This is a genomic window from Mesorhizobium sp. CNPSo 4661, assembly GCF_057784215.1.
Genome location: NZ_JBWGIO010000004.1, coordinates 135,681 through 153,052, shown reverse-complemented (window position 1 = coordinate 153,052; position 17,372 = coordinate 135,681). Strand labels below are relative to the sequence as shown.

General features: G+C 64.5%; 15 protein-coding genes. 6 read left to right on the top strand and 9 right to left on the bottom strand.

Features of this window, described 5'->3' with window-relative positions:
* Window positions 1–11 precede the first annotated feature (11 nt).
* A complete protein-coding gene (locus AC0YKC_RS07395) occupies window positions 12–1,427 on the bottom strand; it encodes an FAD-binding oxidoreductase (protein WP_488510650.1) in 1,416 nt (471 codons plus the stop codon).
* Between the two features lie 166 nt (window positions 1,428–1,593).
* On the opposite strand from AC0YKC_RS07395, the gene AC0YKC_RS07390 reads away from it, so the two are divergent.
* Together AC0YKC_RS07390 and AC0YKC_RS07385 are read left to right on the top strand one after the other, a co-directional pair.
* Entirely contained in the window at window positions 1,594–2,079 is a 486-nt protein-coding gene (locus AC0YKC_RS07390) for a thioesterase family protein (protein ID WP_434723320.1), read from the top strand.
* Window positions 2,080–2,223: 144 nt separating this feature from the next.
* Window positions 2,224–2,421 (top strand): hypothetical protein, encoded by a 198-nt coding sequence (locus AC0YKC_RS07385; RefSeq protein WP_140674600.1) that lies wholly within the window; start codon window positions 2,224–2,226, stop codon window positions 2,419–2,421.
* Window positions 2,422–2,781: 360 nt separating this feature from the next.
* Here AC0YKC_RS07385 and AC0YKC_RS07380 read toward each other — a convergent pair whose 3' ends face one another.
* A complete protein-coding gene (locus AC0YKC_RS07380) occupies window positions 2,782–3,258 on the bottom strand; it encodes an Lrp/AsnC family transcriptional regulator (protein ID WP_488510649.1) in 477 nt (158 codons plus the stop codon).
* Window positions 3,259–3,439: 181 nt separating this feature from the next.
* On the opposite strand from AC0YKC_RS07380, the gene AC0YKC_RS07375 reads away from it, so the two are divergent.
* The gene (locus AC0YKC_RS07375) at window positions 3,440–4,279 is read left to right on the top strand and encodes an EamA family transporter (protein ID WP_488510648.1); all 840 of its coding nucleotides are present in this window, start codon (window positions 3,440–3,442) and stop codon (window positions 4,277–4,279) included.
* A gap of 9 nt (window positions 4,280–4,288) precedes the next feature.
* Here AC0YKC_RS07375 and AC0YKC_RS07370 read toward each other — a convergent pair whose 3' ends face one another.
* Window positions 4,289–5,191, bottom strand: a complete 903-nt coding sequence (locus AC0YKC_RS07370) for a dienelactone hydrolase family protein (RefSeq protein WP_488510647.1) — start codon at window positions 5,189–5,191, stop codon at window positions 4,289–4,291.
* 214 nt (window positions 5,192–5,405) lie between these two features.
* Between AC0YKC_RS07370 and AC0YKC_RS07365 the strand changes: the two genes are divergently transcribed.
* Window positions 5,406–5,843 (top strand): hypothetical protein, encoded by a 438-nt coding sequence (locus AC0YKC_RS07365; RefSeq protein ID WP_488510646.1) that lies wholly within the window; start codon window positions 5,406–5,408, stop codon window positions 5,841–5,843.
* A 19-nt stretch (window positions 5,844–5,862) separates the two neighbouring features.
* Here the strand turns inward: AC0YKC_RS07365 and AC0YKC_RS07360 are convergent, their stop codons facing one another.
* Window positions 5,863–8,178: a glucose/quinate/shikimate family membrane-bound PQQ-dependent dehydrogenase gene (locus tag AC0YKC_RS07360; RefSeq protein WP_488510645.1), complete on the bottom strand. Its 2,316-nt coding sequence runs from the start codon at window positions 8,176–8,178 to the stop codon at window positions 5,863–5,865.
* Between the two features lie 191 nt (window positions 8,179–8,369).
* Here AC0YKC_RS07360 and AC0YKC_RS07355 point away from each other — a divergent pair, with 191 nt between their 5' ends.
* Window positions 8,370–11,012 carry an ATP-dependent helicase gene (locus AC0YKC_RS07355; RefSeq protein WP_488510644.1) on the top strand — a complete coding sequence of 881 codons (2,643 nt, stop codon included), beginning with the start codon at window positions 8,370–8,372 and terminating at the stop codon, window positions 11,010–11,012.
* A gap of 9 nt (window positions 11,013–11,021) precedes the next feature.
* Here the strand turns inward: AC0YKC_RS07355 and AC0YKC_RS07350 are convergent, their stop codons facing one another.
* From AC0YKC_RS07350 to AC0YKC_RS07330, 5 genes are all read right to left on the bottom strand, one after another.
* Window positions 11,022–12,068 (bottom strand): ABC transporter permease, encoded by a 1,047-nt coding sequence (locus tag AC0YKC_RS07350; protein ID WP_320295150.1) that lies wholly within the window; start codon window positions 12,066–12,068, stop codon window positions 11,022–11,024.
* Window positions 12,068–12,856: an ATP-binding cassette domain-containing protein gene (locus AC0YKC_RS07345; RefSeq protein WP_488510643.1), complete on the bottom strand. Its 789-nt coding sequence runs from the start codon at window positions 12,854–12,856 to the stop codon at window positions 12,068–12,070. Before AC0YKC_RS07345 ends, AC0YKC_RS07350 begins: the two co-directional genes overlap by 1 nt.
* A gap of 88 nt (window positions 12,857–12,944) precedes the next feature.
* Complete coding sequence (locus AC0YKC_RS07340; protein WP_488510642.1) at window positions 12,945–13,952, bottom strand: substrate-binding domain-containing protein; 1,008 nt, start codon at window positions 13,950–13,952, stop codon at window positions 12,945–12,947.
* A 131-nt stretch (window positions 13,953–14,083) separates the two neighbouring features.
* Entirely contained in the window at window positions 14,084–14,989 is a 906-nt protein-coding gene (locus tag AC0YKC_RS07335) for a sugar phosphate isomerase/epimerase family protein (protein WP_488510641.1), read from the bottom strand.
* The gene (locus AC0YKC_RS07330) at window positions 14,989–16,020 is read right to left on the bottom strand and encodes a Gfo/Idh/MocA family protein (protein WP_488510640.1); all 1,032 of its coding nucleotides are present in this window, start codon (window positions 16,018–16,020) and stop codon (window positions 14,989–14,991) included. Before AC0YKC_RS07330 ends, AC0YKC_RS07335 begins: the two co-directional genes overlap by 1 nt.
* A gap of 297 nt (window positions 16,021–16,317) precedes the next feature.
* On the opposite strand from AC0YKC_RS07330, the gene AC0YKC_RS07325 reads away from it, so the two are divergent.
* On the top strand, window positions 16,318–17,343 hold the full coding sequence (locus AC0YKC_RS07325) for a LacI family DNA-binding transcriptional regulator (RefSeq protein WP_488510639.1): 1,026 nt from the start codon (window positions 16,318–16,320) through the stop codon (window positions 17,341–17,343).
* Window positions 17,344–17,372 lie beyond the last annotated feature (29 nt).

Genomic DNA, 17,372 nt, shown 5'->3' with positions numbered 1-17,372 from the left:
TGGCCGATGGGTTATCCCGCCGCCGGCAGAATCTTGCCCGGGTTCATGATGTTGAGCGGATCGAGCGCCTGCTTGATCGTGCGCATGACATCGACGCCATGGCCGAGCTCATGGCGCAGGAAGCCGACCTTGCCCTGGCCGATGCCGTGCTCGCCGGTGCAGGTTCCCTCCATCGCGATGGCACGCATGTTGAGCCGGGCTACGAATTTCTCGGCGAGCGCGATCTCTTGCGGGTTGTCGACGTCCATCAGCACCAGCACATGGAAATTGCCGTCGCCGGCATGACCGACGATGGGTGCCACCAGCCCCATCTCGGCAATGTCGGCCTCGGTCTCAGTGACGCATTCGGCAAGCCGCGAGATCGGTACGCAGACATCCGTCGAAAGCCCCTTGGCGCCGGGCCGCAGCGTCAGCGACGACCAATAGGCGTCGTGCCGCGCCTTCCAGAGCTTCGTCCGCTCTTCCGCGACGCTGGTCCACAGGAACGGCCCTCCTCCATTCTCCTCGGCGATCATGCCGAACGTCTCGGCCTGTTCAGCCACGCCGGCGTCACTGCCGTGGAACTCGACGAACAGGCATGGGCTCTCCGGATAGTCGAGCTTGGAATAATTCTTCATCGCCCGCATCTGCAACGCGTTGACCAGTTCGATGCGCGCCACCGGAATGCCCATCTGGATGGTCGCGATCACTGTGTTGCAGGCCGCCTCGAGGCTCGGAAACGGACAGACCCCTCCTGAAATTGCCTGCGGAATGCCCTGGAGCCTCAGCGTCAGCGAAGTGATCACGCCGAGCGTGCCTTCGGAGCCGACCAGAAGCCGCGTCAGGTCATAGCCGGCCGAGCTTTTCTTCGCCCGCTTGCCGGTCGTCACCGTCTCGCCGTCGGCCATGACGGCGGTCAGCGACAGCACGTTTTCGCGCATCGTGCCGTAGCGCACCGCGTTGGTGCCGGAAGCCCTGGTCGCCGCCATGCCGCCCAGCGACGCATTGGCGCCCGGATCGATCGGAAAGAACAGGCCGGTGTCGCGCAAATGCCGGTTGAGATCCTCGCGCGTCACCCCTGGCTCGACCGTGCAGTCGAGGTCCTGCGGATTGACGGCCAGGATCCGGTTCATGCGCGACGTGTCGATGGAAATGCCGCCGCCCGGCGCATTGGTGTGGCCCTCGAGCGAAGACCCGACGCCGAAGGCGATGACGGGCACGCGGTGCGCGGCGCAGGCGCGCACGATCTCCTGCACTTCCTCAGCTGTCTCGACGAAAGCGACGCCGTCCGGCGCCTGGGTCGGGATATAGGTGGTGGTGTGCGCGTGCTGGCCGCGTATCGCCTCGCCGGTCTGGAAGCGCTCGCCGAAGCGCTGCTTGAGGATGCCGAGCACCGCGGCGATGCCTTCCTCGTTGCGTTCGACGGGGTTGAGGTCGCTCAAAGCCATGAATTCCTCCGCGAATGGACCAGCGTCCACCCTTGTTATGCAGCTATGGATGATGCCTAAAGCAATTCCAGGAAAAGTGCCAAGCGGTTAGGCTTGGCGACTTTACGCCAGAACAACGAGAATCTTAGCAGCCACGCCCTGTCCCGCGGCGATCAAGGAAAATCAGATGACCATCCCCGCCCCGTTCATTTCCGACCCGATGGACATCGAGAAGGACTGGATCGACTATAACGGCCACCTCAATATGGCCTATTACAACGTGCTGTTCGACCGCTGTTCGGATGTGGCCTTCGAGATGATGGGCATGGGGCCGAACTACGCAAGGGATCGCCGTCTCACCATCTACACGGCGGAAGTCCATGTCTGCTATGTCCAGGAACTACACCTCGACCATAAGGTGAAGGTCTCGTTCCAACTCATCGACCACGACGAGAAGCGGCTCAGGGCCTATCAGGAAATCCGCCATGTCGACGGTTGGTTGGCCGCGACCTCCGAGCAGCTTGCGCTGCATGTCGACATGGCCGGGCCTAGGGTCGCCCCCTTTCCAGCCGACGTGATGGAAAAAGTTGAAGCTATGCGCGCCGCCCATGGGGCGCTGCCCATGCCGGAGCGCGCCGGTCGCTCCATCGGCATCAAGCGCAAGACCGCTTGAAGCACCCGGACGCCCGCGTTAACCTTACCAAGGTTTTAACGTGAACAAGTCGGTTGAGTCCGTTGAACGACTCACTGGTGCGTTCGAAAACCGCCGTACCGGGTTGCGCGCGGGCGGCTGGCGGATGCGGTACGAGGACAGTGCATGAAAACCGACATCAAGGTCGAAGTGGAACGGTTGGCGGCCGATCCACGCATCACCGACTATGATTTCTGGCGATCGTTGAAGAACGTCAACAACGAGATCTTCCACATCGCCAACAACAACGAGCCCATCCCGTTCGACATGATCCGCTGGCGCGCGATTCTGAAGCAGGCGCGCATGAGGCGCGGGCACGCCTAGTTCCCTGGCACAGAAATCTGACAGGTTGGCTATGTTTGCCTTGGCGGGCGGCATGCCTTGGAGATTGGCCGAGACGCCGACCCCGTCGTCATCCACGGGCGGAGCGGGAGCGAAGCGGACGCGCAGACCCGAGGATCCATTCCGTGACGTCCGAGCGCTGCTGCGGTGCAGAATTCTGCACCGCCGCGTTCTCCGATCACGGTCACGGAATGGATTCCAGGGTCTCCGCGACGCCGCTTCGCGGCTGCTCCGCCCTGGAATGACGAGGTTGAGAGGCTTCCGCCAATCTCCAGCGTCTGCGCTGATTTCACGGAAATGAACGGTGGAAATCTTGCTGCCGACAACCCCGCTCTGATCCCCTCACCGGGCCTTGAACCCGCCCAGCGGCGAGCGCGGCTCGACCGGTGACGACTGGATGATGGCGGTGTTGGTCATCGCATAGGGAATGATGCGGTCGATCACCCGCTCGAGCTCGCTCACCGAGCCGACATGGGCGAGCGCGATGAAGCAGTCCTCGCCGGTCACCCGGTCGCATTGGGCGATTTCCGGCAGCTCGCGGATGATGTCCGCCACCACGGAAAGCTGTCCCGGCACCGGCCTGATCCTCAGCCATGCCGACAGCTTCATGCCGAGAGCGGCCGGATTGATCCTGACAGTATAGGCCTCGATCACGCCGTTCTCCTGCAGCTTGCGGATGCGCTCCGCCACACTCGGCGCCGACAGCCCGACCGCACGCGCCAGTTCCGCCGTGCTGATGCGCGCGTCCTTTTCCAGGAGCCGCAGCACCTTCAGATCGATTGCGTCCAGATCGGCATTTTCACTTCGAAGGTTTTTCAACTTTTTTCTCTTCTTCTGAAAGCCAAAAAATCAATATAGCCGCCGATCACGCATATAGGGCACGCATTTCGCCTGCGATAATGCGCTCGTGACCAACCAAACGCAAATTCCAGCTGCAAATCCGGCCACCGGTGATACCGATGCGCGCCCCGCCCTCGCCCGCCCCACGACACTCGGTGGAATGGCCAACGCTTTGCCGCCGCATGTCTGGTTCTGCGTCAGCGCCGTATTCCATTATCTCGGGCCGGCCTTCGCCGTGCTGCTTTTCGCTCAGGTCGGCGTGCTCGGCATGGCCTGGCTGCGCATCGCCACCGCCGCCCTTGTCTTTGCCCCGCTGACCAGGCCCTGGCGCGTTTTCGCCCGCGCGGATCGTGCCCAGCGACTGCTGCTGCTGGCATTCGGCATCTGCCTGGCGGTGATGAACTGCTCGTTCTATCTGGCGCTCGACCGCCTGCCGATCTCGTTGGTGGCGGCGATCGAATTCGTCGGCACGATCGCGGTGGCGCTGGTCGGCCTGCGCAGCCGGCGCAACTTTGCCGCGCTCGCTGTTGCCGTTGCCGGCACCTTGCTTCTCATCGACGTGAAGTGGTCCAGCGATCCCGTCGGCCTGTTCTGGGCCTTTTTGAACGGCGCCCTGTTCGTCGGCTACATCGTCATCGGTCACCGCGTCGCCCAGGCCGGCATCGGAATTGCCGGCCTCGGCACCGCCATGGCGATCGCATTCCTCATCGTGTTGCCCATCGGCTTCAGCGAGGCGCTGCCCGCCTTCTCATCGCCGCAACTGCTAGCCGCCGCGATCGGCGTCGGCGTCTGCTCCTCGGTCATCCCCTACATCTGCGACCAGCTTGCCATGGCGAGGCTGCCGCGCGCGAGCTTCGCATTGATGCTCTCGCTTCTGCCGCTCACGGCAACGCTGATCGGCGTCGTCGTGCTGCGCCAGGTGCCAAGCCTCACCGGCTGCATCGGCATTGCGATGGTCATCGCCGGCGTCGCCTTCCACAAGCCCGCGGCAAATATCTAGCCTGCTCGACTATGCCAGCTTCTCTTTCAGGAAAGCGACCGTGCGCCCCCAGGCGAGATCGGCGGCCTTCTTGTCATAGCGCGCGGCCGAGGTGTCGTTGTTGAAGGCGTGGTTGGCGCCGTCATAGACATAGACCTTGTATTCGACATGCGCCGCGTCGAGTTCCTTCTTGTAAGCGTCGATGCCGGCATTGGTCCTGCTGTCGAGCCCGGCATAGTGAAGGAGCAGCGGCGCCTTGATCTTCGCAGCGTCCTCAGCCTTGGGCTGCATGCCATAATAGGCGACGCCGGCGTTGAGGTCCGGCGCATGAACGGCCAGTTGGTTGACCGCGCCGCCGCCCCAGCAGAAGCCGACCGCCCCGACCTTGCTGTTGCCGTCCTTGAGGCTCCTGAGGTAGGCGATCGTCGCCACGCCGTCGGCCGTGACCTGGGCAGCGTCGAGCTTGGTGAACATGTCGCGCGCCTTGTCCTCGTCGGACGGCGTGCCGCCGAGCGGCGATAGGAAGTCAGGCGCCAACACGACGAATCCCTCCAGCGCCACGCGCCGGGCGACATCGCGGATATGCGGGTTCAACCCCCTGTTCTCGTGGATGACTATGACGGAGCCGAGCTGGCCTGAGTGGTTCGCGGGCTTGACCAGATAGCCCTTCATCTCGCCGGTGCTGCCGGGATAGGTGATGTCCTCGCCCTTGATGCGGCTGTCGTCCTCGGCGACGATCGCCGCCTGGGCGGAATTGGCCGCCAGCATCGGCACGATCGCGGCCGCCGCGGCGCCCGAGCCCGCCAGCTTCGTCAATTGCTCCATGAAGCGGCGGCGGTCGAGCGTCAGATGCGTGTATTCGTCATAGGCATCGATCATGGCCTGCGCGATGGCAGGCTGCGTGATGACGGGCTTGGCAACGGGTTCGGTCATGGCTCTCTCGACGACAATCGGGGAGATTGGCAGGTCGATCCGCAAGATAGGGTCGAGATTTATACGTTCCAGTCACGCTTGGATGACGATCCGGCGAGGTGCAGCTCGCCCATCACATTTTGGTCATTTCCGAAAGCCTTGATGGTGCTGTCACATTAGGGCGCGAAGTTGCCGAGGCCGCCGCACCGATACGAGCGACGAAAAGGGGAATGCCATGAACGTCCAGGACATCATCGACACCGTTTCGTCGAAGGCCGGCCTCGACGAACCGACCACCGAGAAGGTTGTCGGCACCATCTTTTCCGTGCTCGAGCACGAGGCTGAAGGCACCAGCGTTTCGTCCTTCTTCGACCAGATCCCCGGCGCCGCTGCGCTGGCGCAGAAATATGACGTGATGGCCGCCGGCGCGACGGCCAATTCGGGCGGCGGCCTTCTGTCGTCGCTGCAGGGCGCGCTTGGCGGCGTGCTGGGCGGAAAGGCCGGCGCGCTGATCAACGGCGTCGCCGTGCTCAAGGCGTCAGGCCTCGACATGGCGCAAATCCAGAAGGCCGGCACGACGCTGATCCAGCAGGCGGAAGCCGCCGCCGGCCCTGACCTGACCAACCAGGTGCTGGACCAGGTGCCGAGCCTGAGGGGCCATCTCGGACTTTGAAGCCTCGCGCTGCCCTCTCTTATTTCGGCAGCGTATAGGCCATCACGTAATCTCCCGGCTTGGTGCCGACCGAGCCATGCCCGCCAGCGACGATGACGACGAACTGACGGCCGTCGGCCACCGTATAGGTCATCGGCGTCGACTGCCCGCCCGCCGGCAGCCGCGCCTGCCAGAGCTGCCGGCCGGTGGTGAGGTCATAGGCGCGCAGATAGTCGTCGACCGCGGCGCCCAGGAAGGCGACGCCGCCCGCCGTGATCATCGGCCCGCCGATGCCTGGAACGCCGACCTTGAGCGGCAGAGGCAGCGGCGTCATGTCGTAGACTGTGCCGTTGCGATGCTTGTAGGCGATGTTTCCCGTCTTGAGGTCGACGCCGGCGACATAGCCCCAGGGCGGCGCCTGGCAGGGAACGCCGAGCGGCGACAGAAACGGTCCCATCACCACCGCGTAAGGCGCGCCTTCGTTGCGATTCAGCCCCTGCTCGCTGCCCTTGGTGTTGTCGCCCGGCGCCGGCACGTCCGCGCGCGGGATGAGCTTCGAGGTGAAGGCGAGATAGGTCGGCATGCCGAACATCACCTGCCGCACCGGATCGACCGCGACGCCGCCCCAGTTGAAGACCCCGAAATTGCCGGGATAGATCAACGAGCCCTGCAGCGAGGGCGGCGTGTAGCGCCCCTCGTAGCGCAGCTTCTTCAATTCGATCCGGCACGCCAGCTGGTCGAACATGGTGATGCCCCACATGTCGGCGCCGGTCAGCGGCTTCGGATTGAAGGAAAGGTCCGAGGCCGGCTGCGTCGGCGAGGCATGATCGCCCTCGATCGCGCCGCCGGGTGCGGGCACTTCCTTCACCGGGATGATCGGCTCGCCGGTGCGCCGGTCGAGCACGTAGAGATCGCCCTGCTTGGTCGGTCCGACCAGTGCCGGCACGACTCCGTTCGCCGTGGTGATGTCGACCAGCGTCGGCTGCGCCGGCACATCCATGTCCCACAGGTCGTGATGCACGGTCTGCCTCACCCAGCGCAATTGTCCGGTGTTGAGGTCGAGCGCGGTGATCGAGGAGGAGAACTTCTCGACATTGGCGCTGCGGCCCATGCCGAGCTGGTCCGGCGTCTGGTTGCCGAGCGGCAGGTAGAGCAGCCCCAGCTTCTCGTCGGCGCTCGCGGTCGACCACATGTTGGGCGAGTTGTGGGTGTAGTTCTGGCCCGCCGGCAGCGGCGTCGTCACATCCGGATTGCCGGAATCCCAGTTCCACAGCAGCGCGCCGGTATCGACATCGAAGGCGCGGATGACGCCGGACGGCTCCTCGGTCGAGCAATTGTCGTTGACCGCGCCGCCGACGATGATCTTGCCGCCGACGATCAGAGGCGCCGATGTCGAATAGTAATAGCCCGACTTCGGATAGGGCATGTTGGCCATCAGGTTCAGCGTGCCGCCCTCGGCGAAGGACGCACACACCTGCCCGTTCGCGGCGTCGAGCGCGATCAGCCGGGCGTCCGACGTCGGCAGGTAGACGCGCTGCGCGCAAGGCTGGCCGGCGGCGATCTTGGCGTCGGCATAATAGGAAACACCGCGGCAGGTCTGGTGCTGGCGGTTGGGGTCGAGCTTGACCTTCGGGTCGTAGCGCCATTTCTCCTGGCCGCTCGCGGCATCGATGGCGATAGCGAAATTATGCGGCGTGCAGATGTAAAGCGCATCGCCGACTTTTAGCGGTGTCACCTGATAGGTCGTCTCGCCGATGTCGTCGGGGCCTTTGACGTCGCCGGTGCGATAGGTCCAGGCCGGCTGCAATTTGGCGACATTGTCGGGCGTGATCTGGTCGAGCGGTGAATAGCGCTGGCCAAAGGGCGTGCGGCCGTAGAAATGCCATTCGCCGGCCGGCATGTCGCCGCCGAGATTGGCCGCCGTCGCCACCTTCTCGGTGCCCAGCGTGCCGCCGATGTCGTGAGGGTCGACGGTCATCGAATAGCCGGCGACCGCGAGCGAGGCGAGCACGGCCAGGATCAGCGGCGCCCGCGCGTCCGGCCCCAGCAAGCCGCGCCTTGCCCATGGCGTCAAAAGCCACAAGGCGATAAGCACGATGACGCCGCCGCGCGGACCGAGCTGCCACCAGTCGAAGCCGATTTCCCAGACCGCCCAGCACAAGGTGGCGAGCACGAACAGCGCGTAGAGCCAGAGCGATGTTGACCTGCGTCGCAGCAACAGCCAGGCGGTGATCAGGAAGACCAGGCCGGCGATCAGGTAGTACCAGCTGCCGCCTAGCGTCGCGAGCCAGATGCCGCCGCCGCCGAGAACGAGACCGATGAGGAAGAGGACGAGGGACGTGATGGTGACAGCCAAGACGGTGCTCCTTCGACTGTTGCGCGCTTTCAAACGAAGAGGCGGCTTTCAGGCGACGGCGAGCCGTCCCTGCCCTGCCGGCAGCTTTCCCTCACCCGCTCCGGCTGTCAAGTTGGGGCCAGACACGCGAAACTAGAACAAAACGTAGACAGTTCTGGTCTTTCGCTGCCGAATCACTACATTCGGGAGCGATGTCGGGCTTTTCCGAGGACATGCCTTTTTTCGATGAACCGAATGCGCGGCCGGCGGCGGCACCATCCGGCATAGCCGCGCGCGCCATGGCCGCCCGCAGCGGCCAGCACGGCGCGCCCGATTACCTGAAGGGCCTGAACCCCGAGCAGCGGCTCGCCGTCGAGACGACCGAGGGCCCGGTTCTGGTGCTGGCCGGCGCCGGCACCGGCAAGACGCGGGTGCTCACCACCCGCATCGCCCACATCCTTGCCACCGGCAGGGCCTTCCCCTCGCAGATCCTGGCCGTCACCTTCACCAACAAGGCCGCGCGCGAGATGAAGCAGCGCATCGGCCACCTGATCGGCGAAGGCAATGTCGAAGGCATGCCCTGGCTCGGCACCTTCCACTCGATCGGCGTGAAGCTGCTTCGCAGGCACGCCGAGCTGGCCGGATTGAAATCGGATTTCACCATCCTCGACACCGACGACGTGGTGCGGCTGATCAAGCAGCTGATCCAGGCCGAAGGGCTGGACGACAAGCGCTGGCCGGCCAAGACCTTCGCCCAGATGCTCGACAACTGGAAGAACAAGGGCCTCGGCCCCGACGAGATTGCCGAAGGCGATGCGCGCAGCTTCGGCAACGGCAAGGGCCGCCAGCTCTACAAAGCCTATCAGGAGCGGCTGCAGACGTTGAACTCCTGCGATTTCGGCGACCTGCTCTATCACCCGATCCGCATCTTCCGCGCTTATCCGGACGTGCTGAAGGAATATCACCGCAAGTTCAAATACATACTGGTCGACGAGTACCAGGACACCAACACCGCGCAATACATGTGGCTGCGCCTATTGGCGCAACGGCCCAATGGCGGGCGCGCTGCATCGGCCGAAGGCCGCAAGCCCGACCGGGCGTCGGCCGGTCAGGCCGCCCCCGCGGAGGCCAGCGAGCGGAGCGAGCGCGCGGCCGTGAGCGAGAACAAAGTTAACATTTGCTGCGTCGGCGACGACGACCAGTCGATCTATGGCTGGCGCGGCGCCGAGGTCGACAACATCCTGCGCTTCGACAAGGATTTCCCGGGCGCCACCATCATTAGGCTGGAGCGCAACTATCGCTCGACCGCGCATATTCTCGGCGCCGCCTCGCACCTCATCGCCCACAATGAGGGCCGCTTCGGCAAGACGCTGTTCACCGACCGCGACGACCCCGAGGACGACAAGGTGCATGTCCATGCCGCCTGGGACTCCGAGGAAGAAGCCCGAGCCGTCGGCGATACCATCGAGGCCTATCAGCGCCAGAAGCACCGGCTTAACGACATGGCGATCCTGGTGCGCGCGTCCTTCCAGATGCGCGCCTTCGAAGACCGTTTCATCACGCTGGGCTTGAACTACCGAGTCATCGGCGGCCCGCGCTTCTACGAGCGGCTGGAAATCCGCGATGCGCTGGCCTTCTTCCGCGTCGTCGCCAATGGCGGCGACGACCTCGCCTTCGAGCGCATCGTCAACGTGCCGAAGCGCGGGCTCGGCGAAGCCACCATCCGCCAGATCCACGACACCGCGCGTGCCCTGCGCGTCCCGATGCTGGAAGCGGCCGCGACGCTTGCCGAAAGCGACGAGCTGAAGCCAAAGCCGCGCGCGGCGCTGCGCGAGGTCGCGGCCAATTTCGAGCGCTGGCAGAAGGCGCTGGAGACGACGCCGCACACCGAGCTCGCCGAGACCATCCTGGAGGAAAGCGGCTACACCGACATGTGGAAGAACGACCGTTCGGCGGATTCGCCCGGACGGCTGGAAAACCTCAAGGAGTTGATCCGCTCCATGGAGGAGTATGAATCGCTGCGCTCCTTCCTCGAGCATGTTGCGCTGGTCATGGACGCCGAGCAGAATGCCGACCAGGACGCCGTCAGCATCATGACGCTGCATTCGGCCAAGGGCCTCGAATTCGAGACCGTGTTCCTGCCCGGCTGGGAGGAAGGCCTGTTCCCGCATCAGCGCGCGCTGGATGAAGGCGGACGCTCTGGCCTCGAGGAAGAGCGGCGCTTGGCCTATGTCGGCCTGACGCGCGCGAAGAAGAACCTGCATATCTGGTTCGTCTCCAACCGCCAGATTCACGGGCTTTGGCAATCGACCATCCCGTCGCGCTTCGTCAACGAACTGCCGGAAACCCATGTCGATGTCGCCGATAGCGGCAACAGTTACGGCGGCTACGGCAACCCTTACGGCGGCGGCTCATTCGCCTCCGGGCGCGGTGGCGGTGGCCGGCAGAATCCCTATGGCGCCTCGCGCTTCGACAATGTCGGCGCCAAGGACCAGGGCAGCTTCTCCAACACCTATGCGACGCCCGGCTGGCAGCGCGCCCAGGCGAACCGCACCGAAGCGACCGACCGCAACTGGGGCACTCGCTCCGGCCATCAGGTCGAACGCATCGGCTATGGCGAGACAGACTCCGGCTACGGTGCCGGCCGTACCTCGGTGAAGGGCCGTACCATCGATGGCGAGCTGGTCGCCAAATCGGTTGCCGACACGCCCTCCGCCTTCAATGTCGGCGACCGCGTCTTCCATCAGAAATTCGGCAACGGCAACATCGCGGCGATCGAAGGCAACAAGCTCACCATCGACTTCGACAAGGCCGGCCAGAAACGCGTGCTGGACGGGTTTGTCGCGCCGGTTTGACCAGCCCCCTCACCTGTACCGCGCCTGGTTCCATTTATGCCCCAGCAACGACAGGATGATAATCAGCCCGTTGAAGAACTGCACGTAGAAGCCGCTCAAGCCTGCCGCGACCACGCCGGTCTGGATGAACGACACCGTGACCGCGCCGATCGCGCCACCGACGACTGTGCCGATGCCGCCCCAGGTCGGCGTGCCGCCAACGAACACCGAGGCCAGCACCGGCAGCAGATAGCCGTCGCCCGCCGTCGGCCACCAGGTGAAGTTGATCATCACCGAGAAGCAGCCGGCGATCGCGGCGCCTATGCCGACGAAGACGAAGACTTTCACCCGAACCCATTTGACGTCGATGCCCATCTGCCTGGCGCTGTCGGGATTGTCGCCGACCACTTTCACCTGCGCGCCGAAGCGGTGGCGGTTGTAGAGCAGCGCCGCAAAGACGACGAAGGCGATCGCCCAGAAGATCTGCACCGGGATGCCGAAGACCTGGCTGGAGAAGATCTTGTAGGCCGAGCTGTCGGCAAGGCCCGTCAGCGCCATCGACTTGCCCTCGTTGACGATCTGGATCAGGCCGCGCAGCAGGAAATTCATGCCGAGCGTGGCGATCAGCGACGATAGTCCGCCATAGACGACCAGCGAGCCGACCAGGAAGCCGAGCAGCGTGCCGGTGACCAGCGCGGCTACGATGCCGATAAACGGATCGTAGCCGGCCTGCACCACCAGCGCGAAAACCCATGAGGCAAAGCCCATCGTCGCCGGGAACGACAGGTCGATCTCGCCGCAGGTGACGACGAAGACCAGCGGCACCACCACGAACAGCGCCACGGGAAGCGTGGTGAGCACCGAACTGTAGAGATACCAAGTGGTGAAGACGGTCGGGTTGGCGATCATGAAGACCGCCATCATCACGATGAACACGGCCAGCGTGCCGAGCGCCGCGCGGTTGTCGAGGACGAAGCCGCGCAGCCAGTGGTTGGATGGGTGGCTCCACTCCTTGGTCGCCTGGCCGCTTGCCCTTCCGAGAGGTGTTTGCAGATCGGGTTCCATGGCTTTGCTCATCACGCTCTCTGCTCCGCTTCCCCATGCAAACCGGGCAATCCGCCGGGATGCGCCACGTCTTCCATGAAGTTGATGAGATCCTCGGCCGACTTGACCTCGGTGCGGTCGGCGGTCAGCGCCACCTTGCCGCGGTCGAGCACCACGAAACGGTCGGCGATGTCGAAGACATGGTGGATGTTGTGGCCGATGAACAGGATCGAGCGGCCACTCGCCCGCACCTGGCGCACGAAATGGAAGACCTTGGCGGTCTCGGTCAGCGACAGCGCCGTGGTCGGTTCGTCGAGGATGATCAGCTCCGCCTGCTTGTAGATGGCGCGCGCGATCGCCACGCCCTGGCGTTCGCCGCCCGAAAGCTGGCCGACGATCGACTGCGGCGTGAACACTTTCGAGGTGAAGCCGATCTCGCGCATCAGCCGGCTAGCTTCCGCGACTTCCTTGTTGACCTTCAGCCAGCCCATGAAGCCTGTGAGCTCGCGACCCATGAAGATGTTGCGCACGATGGTCTGCTGCACGGCCAGGGCGCGATCCTGGAACACGGTCTCGATGCCGGCGTCGCGCGAGCGCGCCGCGCTCCATCCGGTCACCGGCTTGCCGCGCACCAGGATGTCGCCGCTGGTCGGCTTGACCACGCCGGACAGTATCTTGATCAGCGTCGACTTGCCGGCGCCGTTGTCGCCGATCAGGCCGACCACCTCGCCGCGATCGACGCTGAGATTGACGCCGCCCAGCGCATAGACCTGGCCGTAGGACTTCTTGATGTCGCGCAGTTCGATGATGCGTTCGCTCATGCGATCCTCGCTTGAATTGTCTGTTGTGCCTGCCTCGTCCGCAGGCGGTCCCGCCGGCCGGGTTGGGTCCGGCCGGCGGCCTGGGAGGTCAGCGCAGCGCCTGCTTGGCGAGCTCTGAGACGATCTCGTAGTTCTGCGGCGTCACGAAGCCGGCGCCGGTGTCGACATTCATGGGGGCAAGACCGAGCACCACCTGCTGGCAGAGACTGAGGATCGGCAGATAGCCCTGCATGAACGGCTGCTGGTCGGCCGTCAGCTGCACCCAGCCGCCCTTGAAGGCCTCGACGATCTGCGGGCTGGTGTCGAAGCCGAAATTGAAGATGTCGCCGGGCTTCCTTCCCGCCGCCTGCATATAGGTGGCAACATTGCCGAGCATCTGTCCGCCGGGATAGCCGACCGCCTTGACGCCGGGATTGTTGAGGAGCGCGGCAGTGATCGGCGGGATCGCGAGATTGGGATCGGCTGCCCATTCGGTTTGCGAATTGATCTGAACGACATCGACGCCGGCCTCCTTCAGCGCGGCGACCGTCCCACGCTCGCGCGCACCGCGGCTCTCATTCTCGAACGGGCCGATCATGATCGCCTTGTCGCCAGCCTTCAGCCCGGCCAGCTTGAACGCCTCGGCGCCGAGCGCGCGCCCCTGCTGCTCCTGTTGCGCGCCGACATAACCGCCGCCGAACGCCGCCACCACGGTCGGCACCGGAACGTTCTGGTACATCATCTTGATGCCGTCCTTATGCGCCTGTTCGGCCAGCGGCATGATCGCCGCGTCGCCCGGATGGCCCATCATGGCGATGCCCTGGGGCTTGACGGCGACCGCCTCGCGCAATTGCTGCACCATCTTTTCGACATCCCAACCGGAAAAGATGTAGTCGACCTTCGGCCCGAGATCGGCCGCCGCCTGCTTGGCGCCATTATAGACGATGGTGCCGAAGGCGTCGCCCTCGGCGCCACCGACGAAGAAGCGGATGTGCACGTCCTTGCACCATTGCGCGTCGAGCGCCTGCGCCGGCAAGGTGGAGATCGAGGCGCAGAGCGCCGTGGCGGCCGCCACGGCGGTCGAGCGCAGAACAGTTCTTCTGGTCGTGATGCTCATGCACGTTCCTCCCTTTTGGTCCCTCGCTATCAAGGGTTTACGACAATGATTTGGATCGGCCGGCTCCTCCCGCCGGCCGGCACTCAAGTCGGCCGGTACTCAAGTCGGCCAGTACTCAAGTCGGCCAGTACTCAAGTCGGATTGGGCAGGTAGCTGTTCCCTCCCCGGCATTGCTTCAGATACTCCAGGCCACGGACCTGGCCAGTGATCTCGAGGTCGCCGCGATAGACAGGGTCGTGCCAGCCCTCGATGTCGATGGCGCCCTTGTAACCGGCCAGCCGCAACTCGCTGATCACCCGCGTCCAGTCGCTGTCGCCGAAGCCCGGCGTGCGCATCTGCACGAAAGGCAGGCGCCCGAACACGCCATGCTCGCGGATCACGTCCCAGCGCACGGTGGCGTCCTTGCCGTGGACGTGGAAGATGCGCGGCGCCCATTTGCGGATCTGCGGCATCGGGTCGATCAGGTAGACGAGCTGGTGGCAGGGCTCCCATTCGAGCCCGAGATTGTCGTTGGGCAATTCGTTGAACATCAGTTCCCAGGCGTCCGGGTTGTGCGCGATGTTCCAGTCGCCGCTCGCCCAGTTGCCGTCCATGGCGCAGTTCTCGAAGGCGATGCGCACGCCCTTGTCGGCGGCGCGTTTGGCCAGCGGCCCCCAGACCTCGCGGAAGCGGGGCAGGCTGTCGGTCAGCTTCTTGCCGCGCAGACGGCCGGTGAAGCCGCAGACCATCGAAGCGCCGAACAGATGCGCGTTGTCGATCACCGTCTCCCAGGCTGCGAGCACGCCGCGATCGACCTCGCCGCTCTCCAGCGGATTGCCGAACACACCGAGCGACGACACGGTGACGTCGGCGTCGCCGATCGCCTCCCTTATTTGGCCGGCGAGCCGCGGCAAATCCTTGCCGCCCAGCGTCTGCCAGAAGAAGGGCTGGATGCTCTCGAAACCGAGCGGCAGGATCTGCCTGATATAGGCCGCCGGGTCGTCGAGATTGGCCCGCACCATGGTGCCGATCCTGATATCGAGAAGCGGGTTCGGCATCATTGTGGCTCCTGTGCGATGGCGATGCGGCGCCCGGTCTCGGCGCTCTCGATGGCGCCGAACACCATGGCCAGACTGCGGATATTGTCGGTGCCGCGCGTTTCCGGTTCCGTGCCGGTCTCGATCGCGTGCATGAAATCCTTGATGATGCCGAGATGGCCGTCGACACGATCGGCGGGATCGAGCGGCGGCACCTCGATCGGCCGGGTCTTGTCGATGATACCGTCGCGGCCGGACGCAACCACTTCCGCCTTCAGCCCGTCATGGCCATCCCACAACAGGGAGCCGCGCTGGGCGACGATGCGCCAGCTGCCTTCCCAACTGGTCCTGAAACCGTCTGCGCACCAGGAGCCGGCATAGGTAAAAACCTTGCCGCCGCCGAAGTCGAAGACCGCACTTGCCGACGATCCCTGCCGGTACCACGAACTGACCGGCTCCCATTCCTGGCAATAGACGCCGGCAGGCTCGCCGCCCACCATGTAGCGGGCGGCATCGAAGGTGTGGATCGCCATGTCGAGCAGCAGCACATGCGCCATCTCCTCGCGAAAACCGCCGAAATGCGGGGCGACGAAGAAGTCGGCGTGGATGCTTGTCGGCGCGCCGATCGCGCCGGAATCGAGGAACCGCCGGATGCGCCGGACATTGGCGACGTAGCGGCGGTTCTGGACCACGGCATGGATGCGCCCGGCAGCCCGCGCCGCGGCGATGATGGCGCGCGCATTGTCCGGGCTGTCGGCCAGCGGCTTTTCCGTGAGCAAATGGCAATGATGGGCAAAGGCAGAAAGCGCGACCCCGCGGCGCGCTGCCGGAACCACGACGTCGAACACAGCGTCAGGTTTGGTTTGATCGAGGACGGCATCGATGCTGGTGCCGATGACCGCGCCGGAAAGCTCGTATTCGCGCGCCCTTGCCTGTGCCCGGTCGGCATCGAGGTCGACAAGGCCGACAATGGCAAGCCCGTCGATCTGCCTCGCGGCATCGAGCCATTGCCTGCTCATGGCTCCGCACCCGACCAGGACGACCTTCATCATCCAGCGCTCCTCCTCCGCCCGGTCCCTCCAGACCGGTCGTCACGGCATTCACGGCGAGACCGTAAACGTTTTTCCGTAAACGTTTACGAGAACACACCCGATGACATAGAATGTCAACAGGCTGCCTCTCAAAAATCTTCCGGAAGCCTTGGCCCGGGCGGCAGCCAATGCTAGACCGGCTCACCGTTTACGAAAACGGTGAACCGGTCTAACTCTTTGTTTTTGACGCAATTCCGAACGGAAACCGCTTCGCGCTTTTCCTGGAATTGCTCTGGCCAAGGCAAGGGAGAGTGGCTCTTGGCGTCCAGCATTCACGACCTTGCGCGTCACCTGAACATTTCGATCGGCACCGTGTCGCGCGCGCTGAACGGCCGTGCCGACGTCAATGCCGATACGCGCCGGCGCGTGCTCGATGCGGCCAAAGAGCTGAACTATTCACCCAACCAGTCCGGCCGCAGTCTCAGGCAAGGCGCCACCCGCTCGATCGCCTTCATGCTGCAGCCGCATCCGGGCGACCAACAATATGGCGAGCCGTTCTTCATCCCGTTCCTGATCGGGCTGCAGGCGAAGCTCGCCGAGCATGACCTCGATCTGATGGTCGTCATGGGAGAGCCCGGCCAATATCAGCAGGAGCGGTTGCGCCGCGTGGTCGAGACGCGCCGGGCCGACGCGGTCGTGTTGGCCAATACGCGAAGGGAAGACGACCGGATCGACTATCTCAGCAAGGCCGGCTTTCCCTTCGCCACGCTTGGCCGAAGTCAGTCCGGCGGCGACACCTATCCTTCGCTCGATATCGATTTCGAGAGGGCGGGTGATGAAGCCGTCGAGCGGCTGGTCGCGCGCGGCCACCGCCGCATTGCCGCCATCCGCCCTTCGCTTGATCTCAACTTCGGCTACCTGTTCCTCGACGGCTACCGCAAGGCGCTGAGGCGGCACGGCATCGAGGTCGACCCCGACCTGATCGCCGACGGTTTCATCAACGAGACCGGCGGCTACCAGGTGACGCCGCAAGTCATGCGCTCCAAGGCCCCACCGACGGCCATCATCTTCAACAATGACGCGATGGCGCTTGGCGGCTGCAAGGCGCTGGCAGAGATGGGCATCAGGCCGGGCCATGACATGGCCGTGATCGTCATCGTCGACACGCCGCTCTGCCGCTACTTCTCGCCGACGCTGACCGCCTTCCGTCCGGCACTGGAGGCCATGGGCCGGCGGCTGGCCGAGATGCTGCTCGCCTCCCTTCCCGCCTTCGCCGGCCCCGAAGGCACACGCATCATGCGCGAAGTCTGGCCGTTGGAGCTGATCGCGCGCGAGAGCGATTGAGCAGCAGCTTTTCCTTCTCCCCTTGTGGG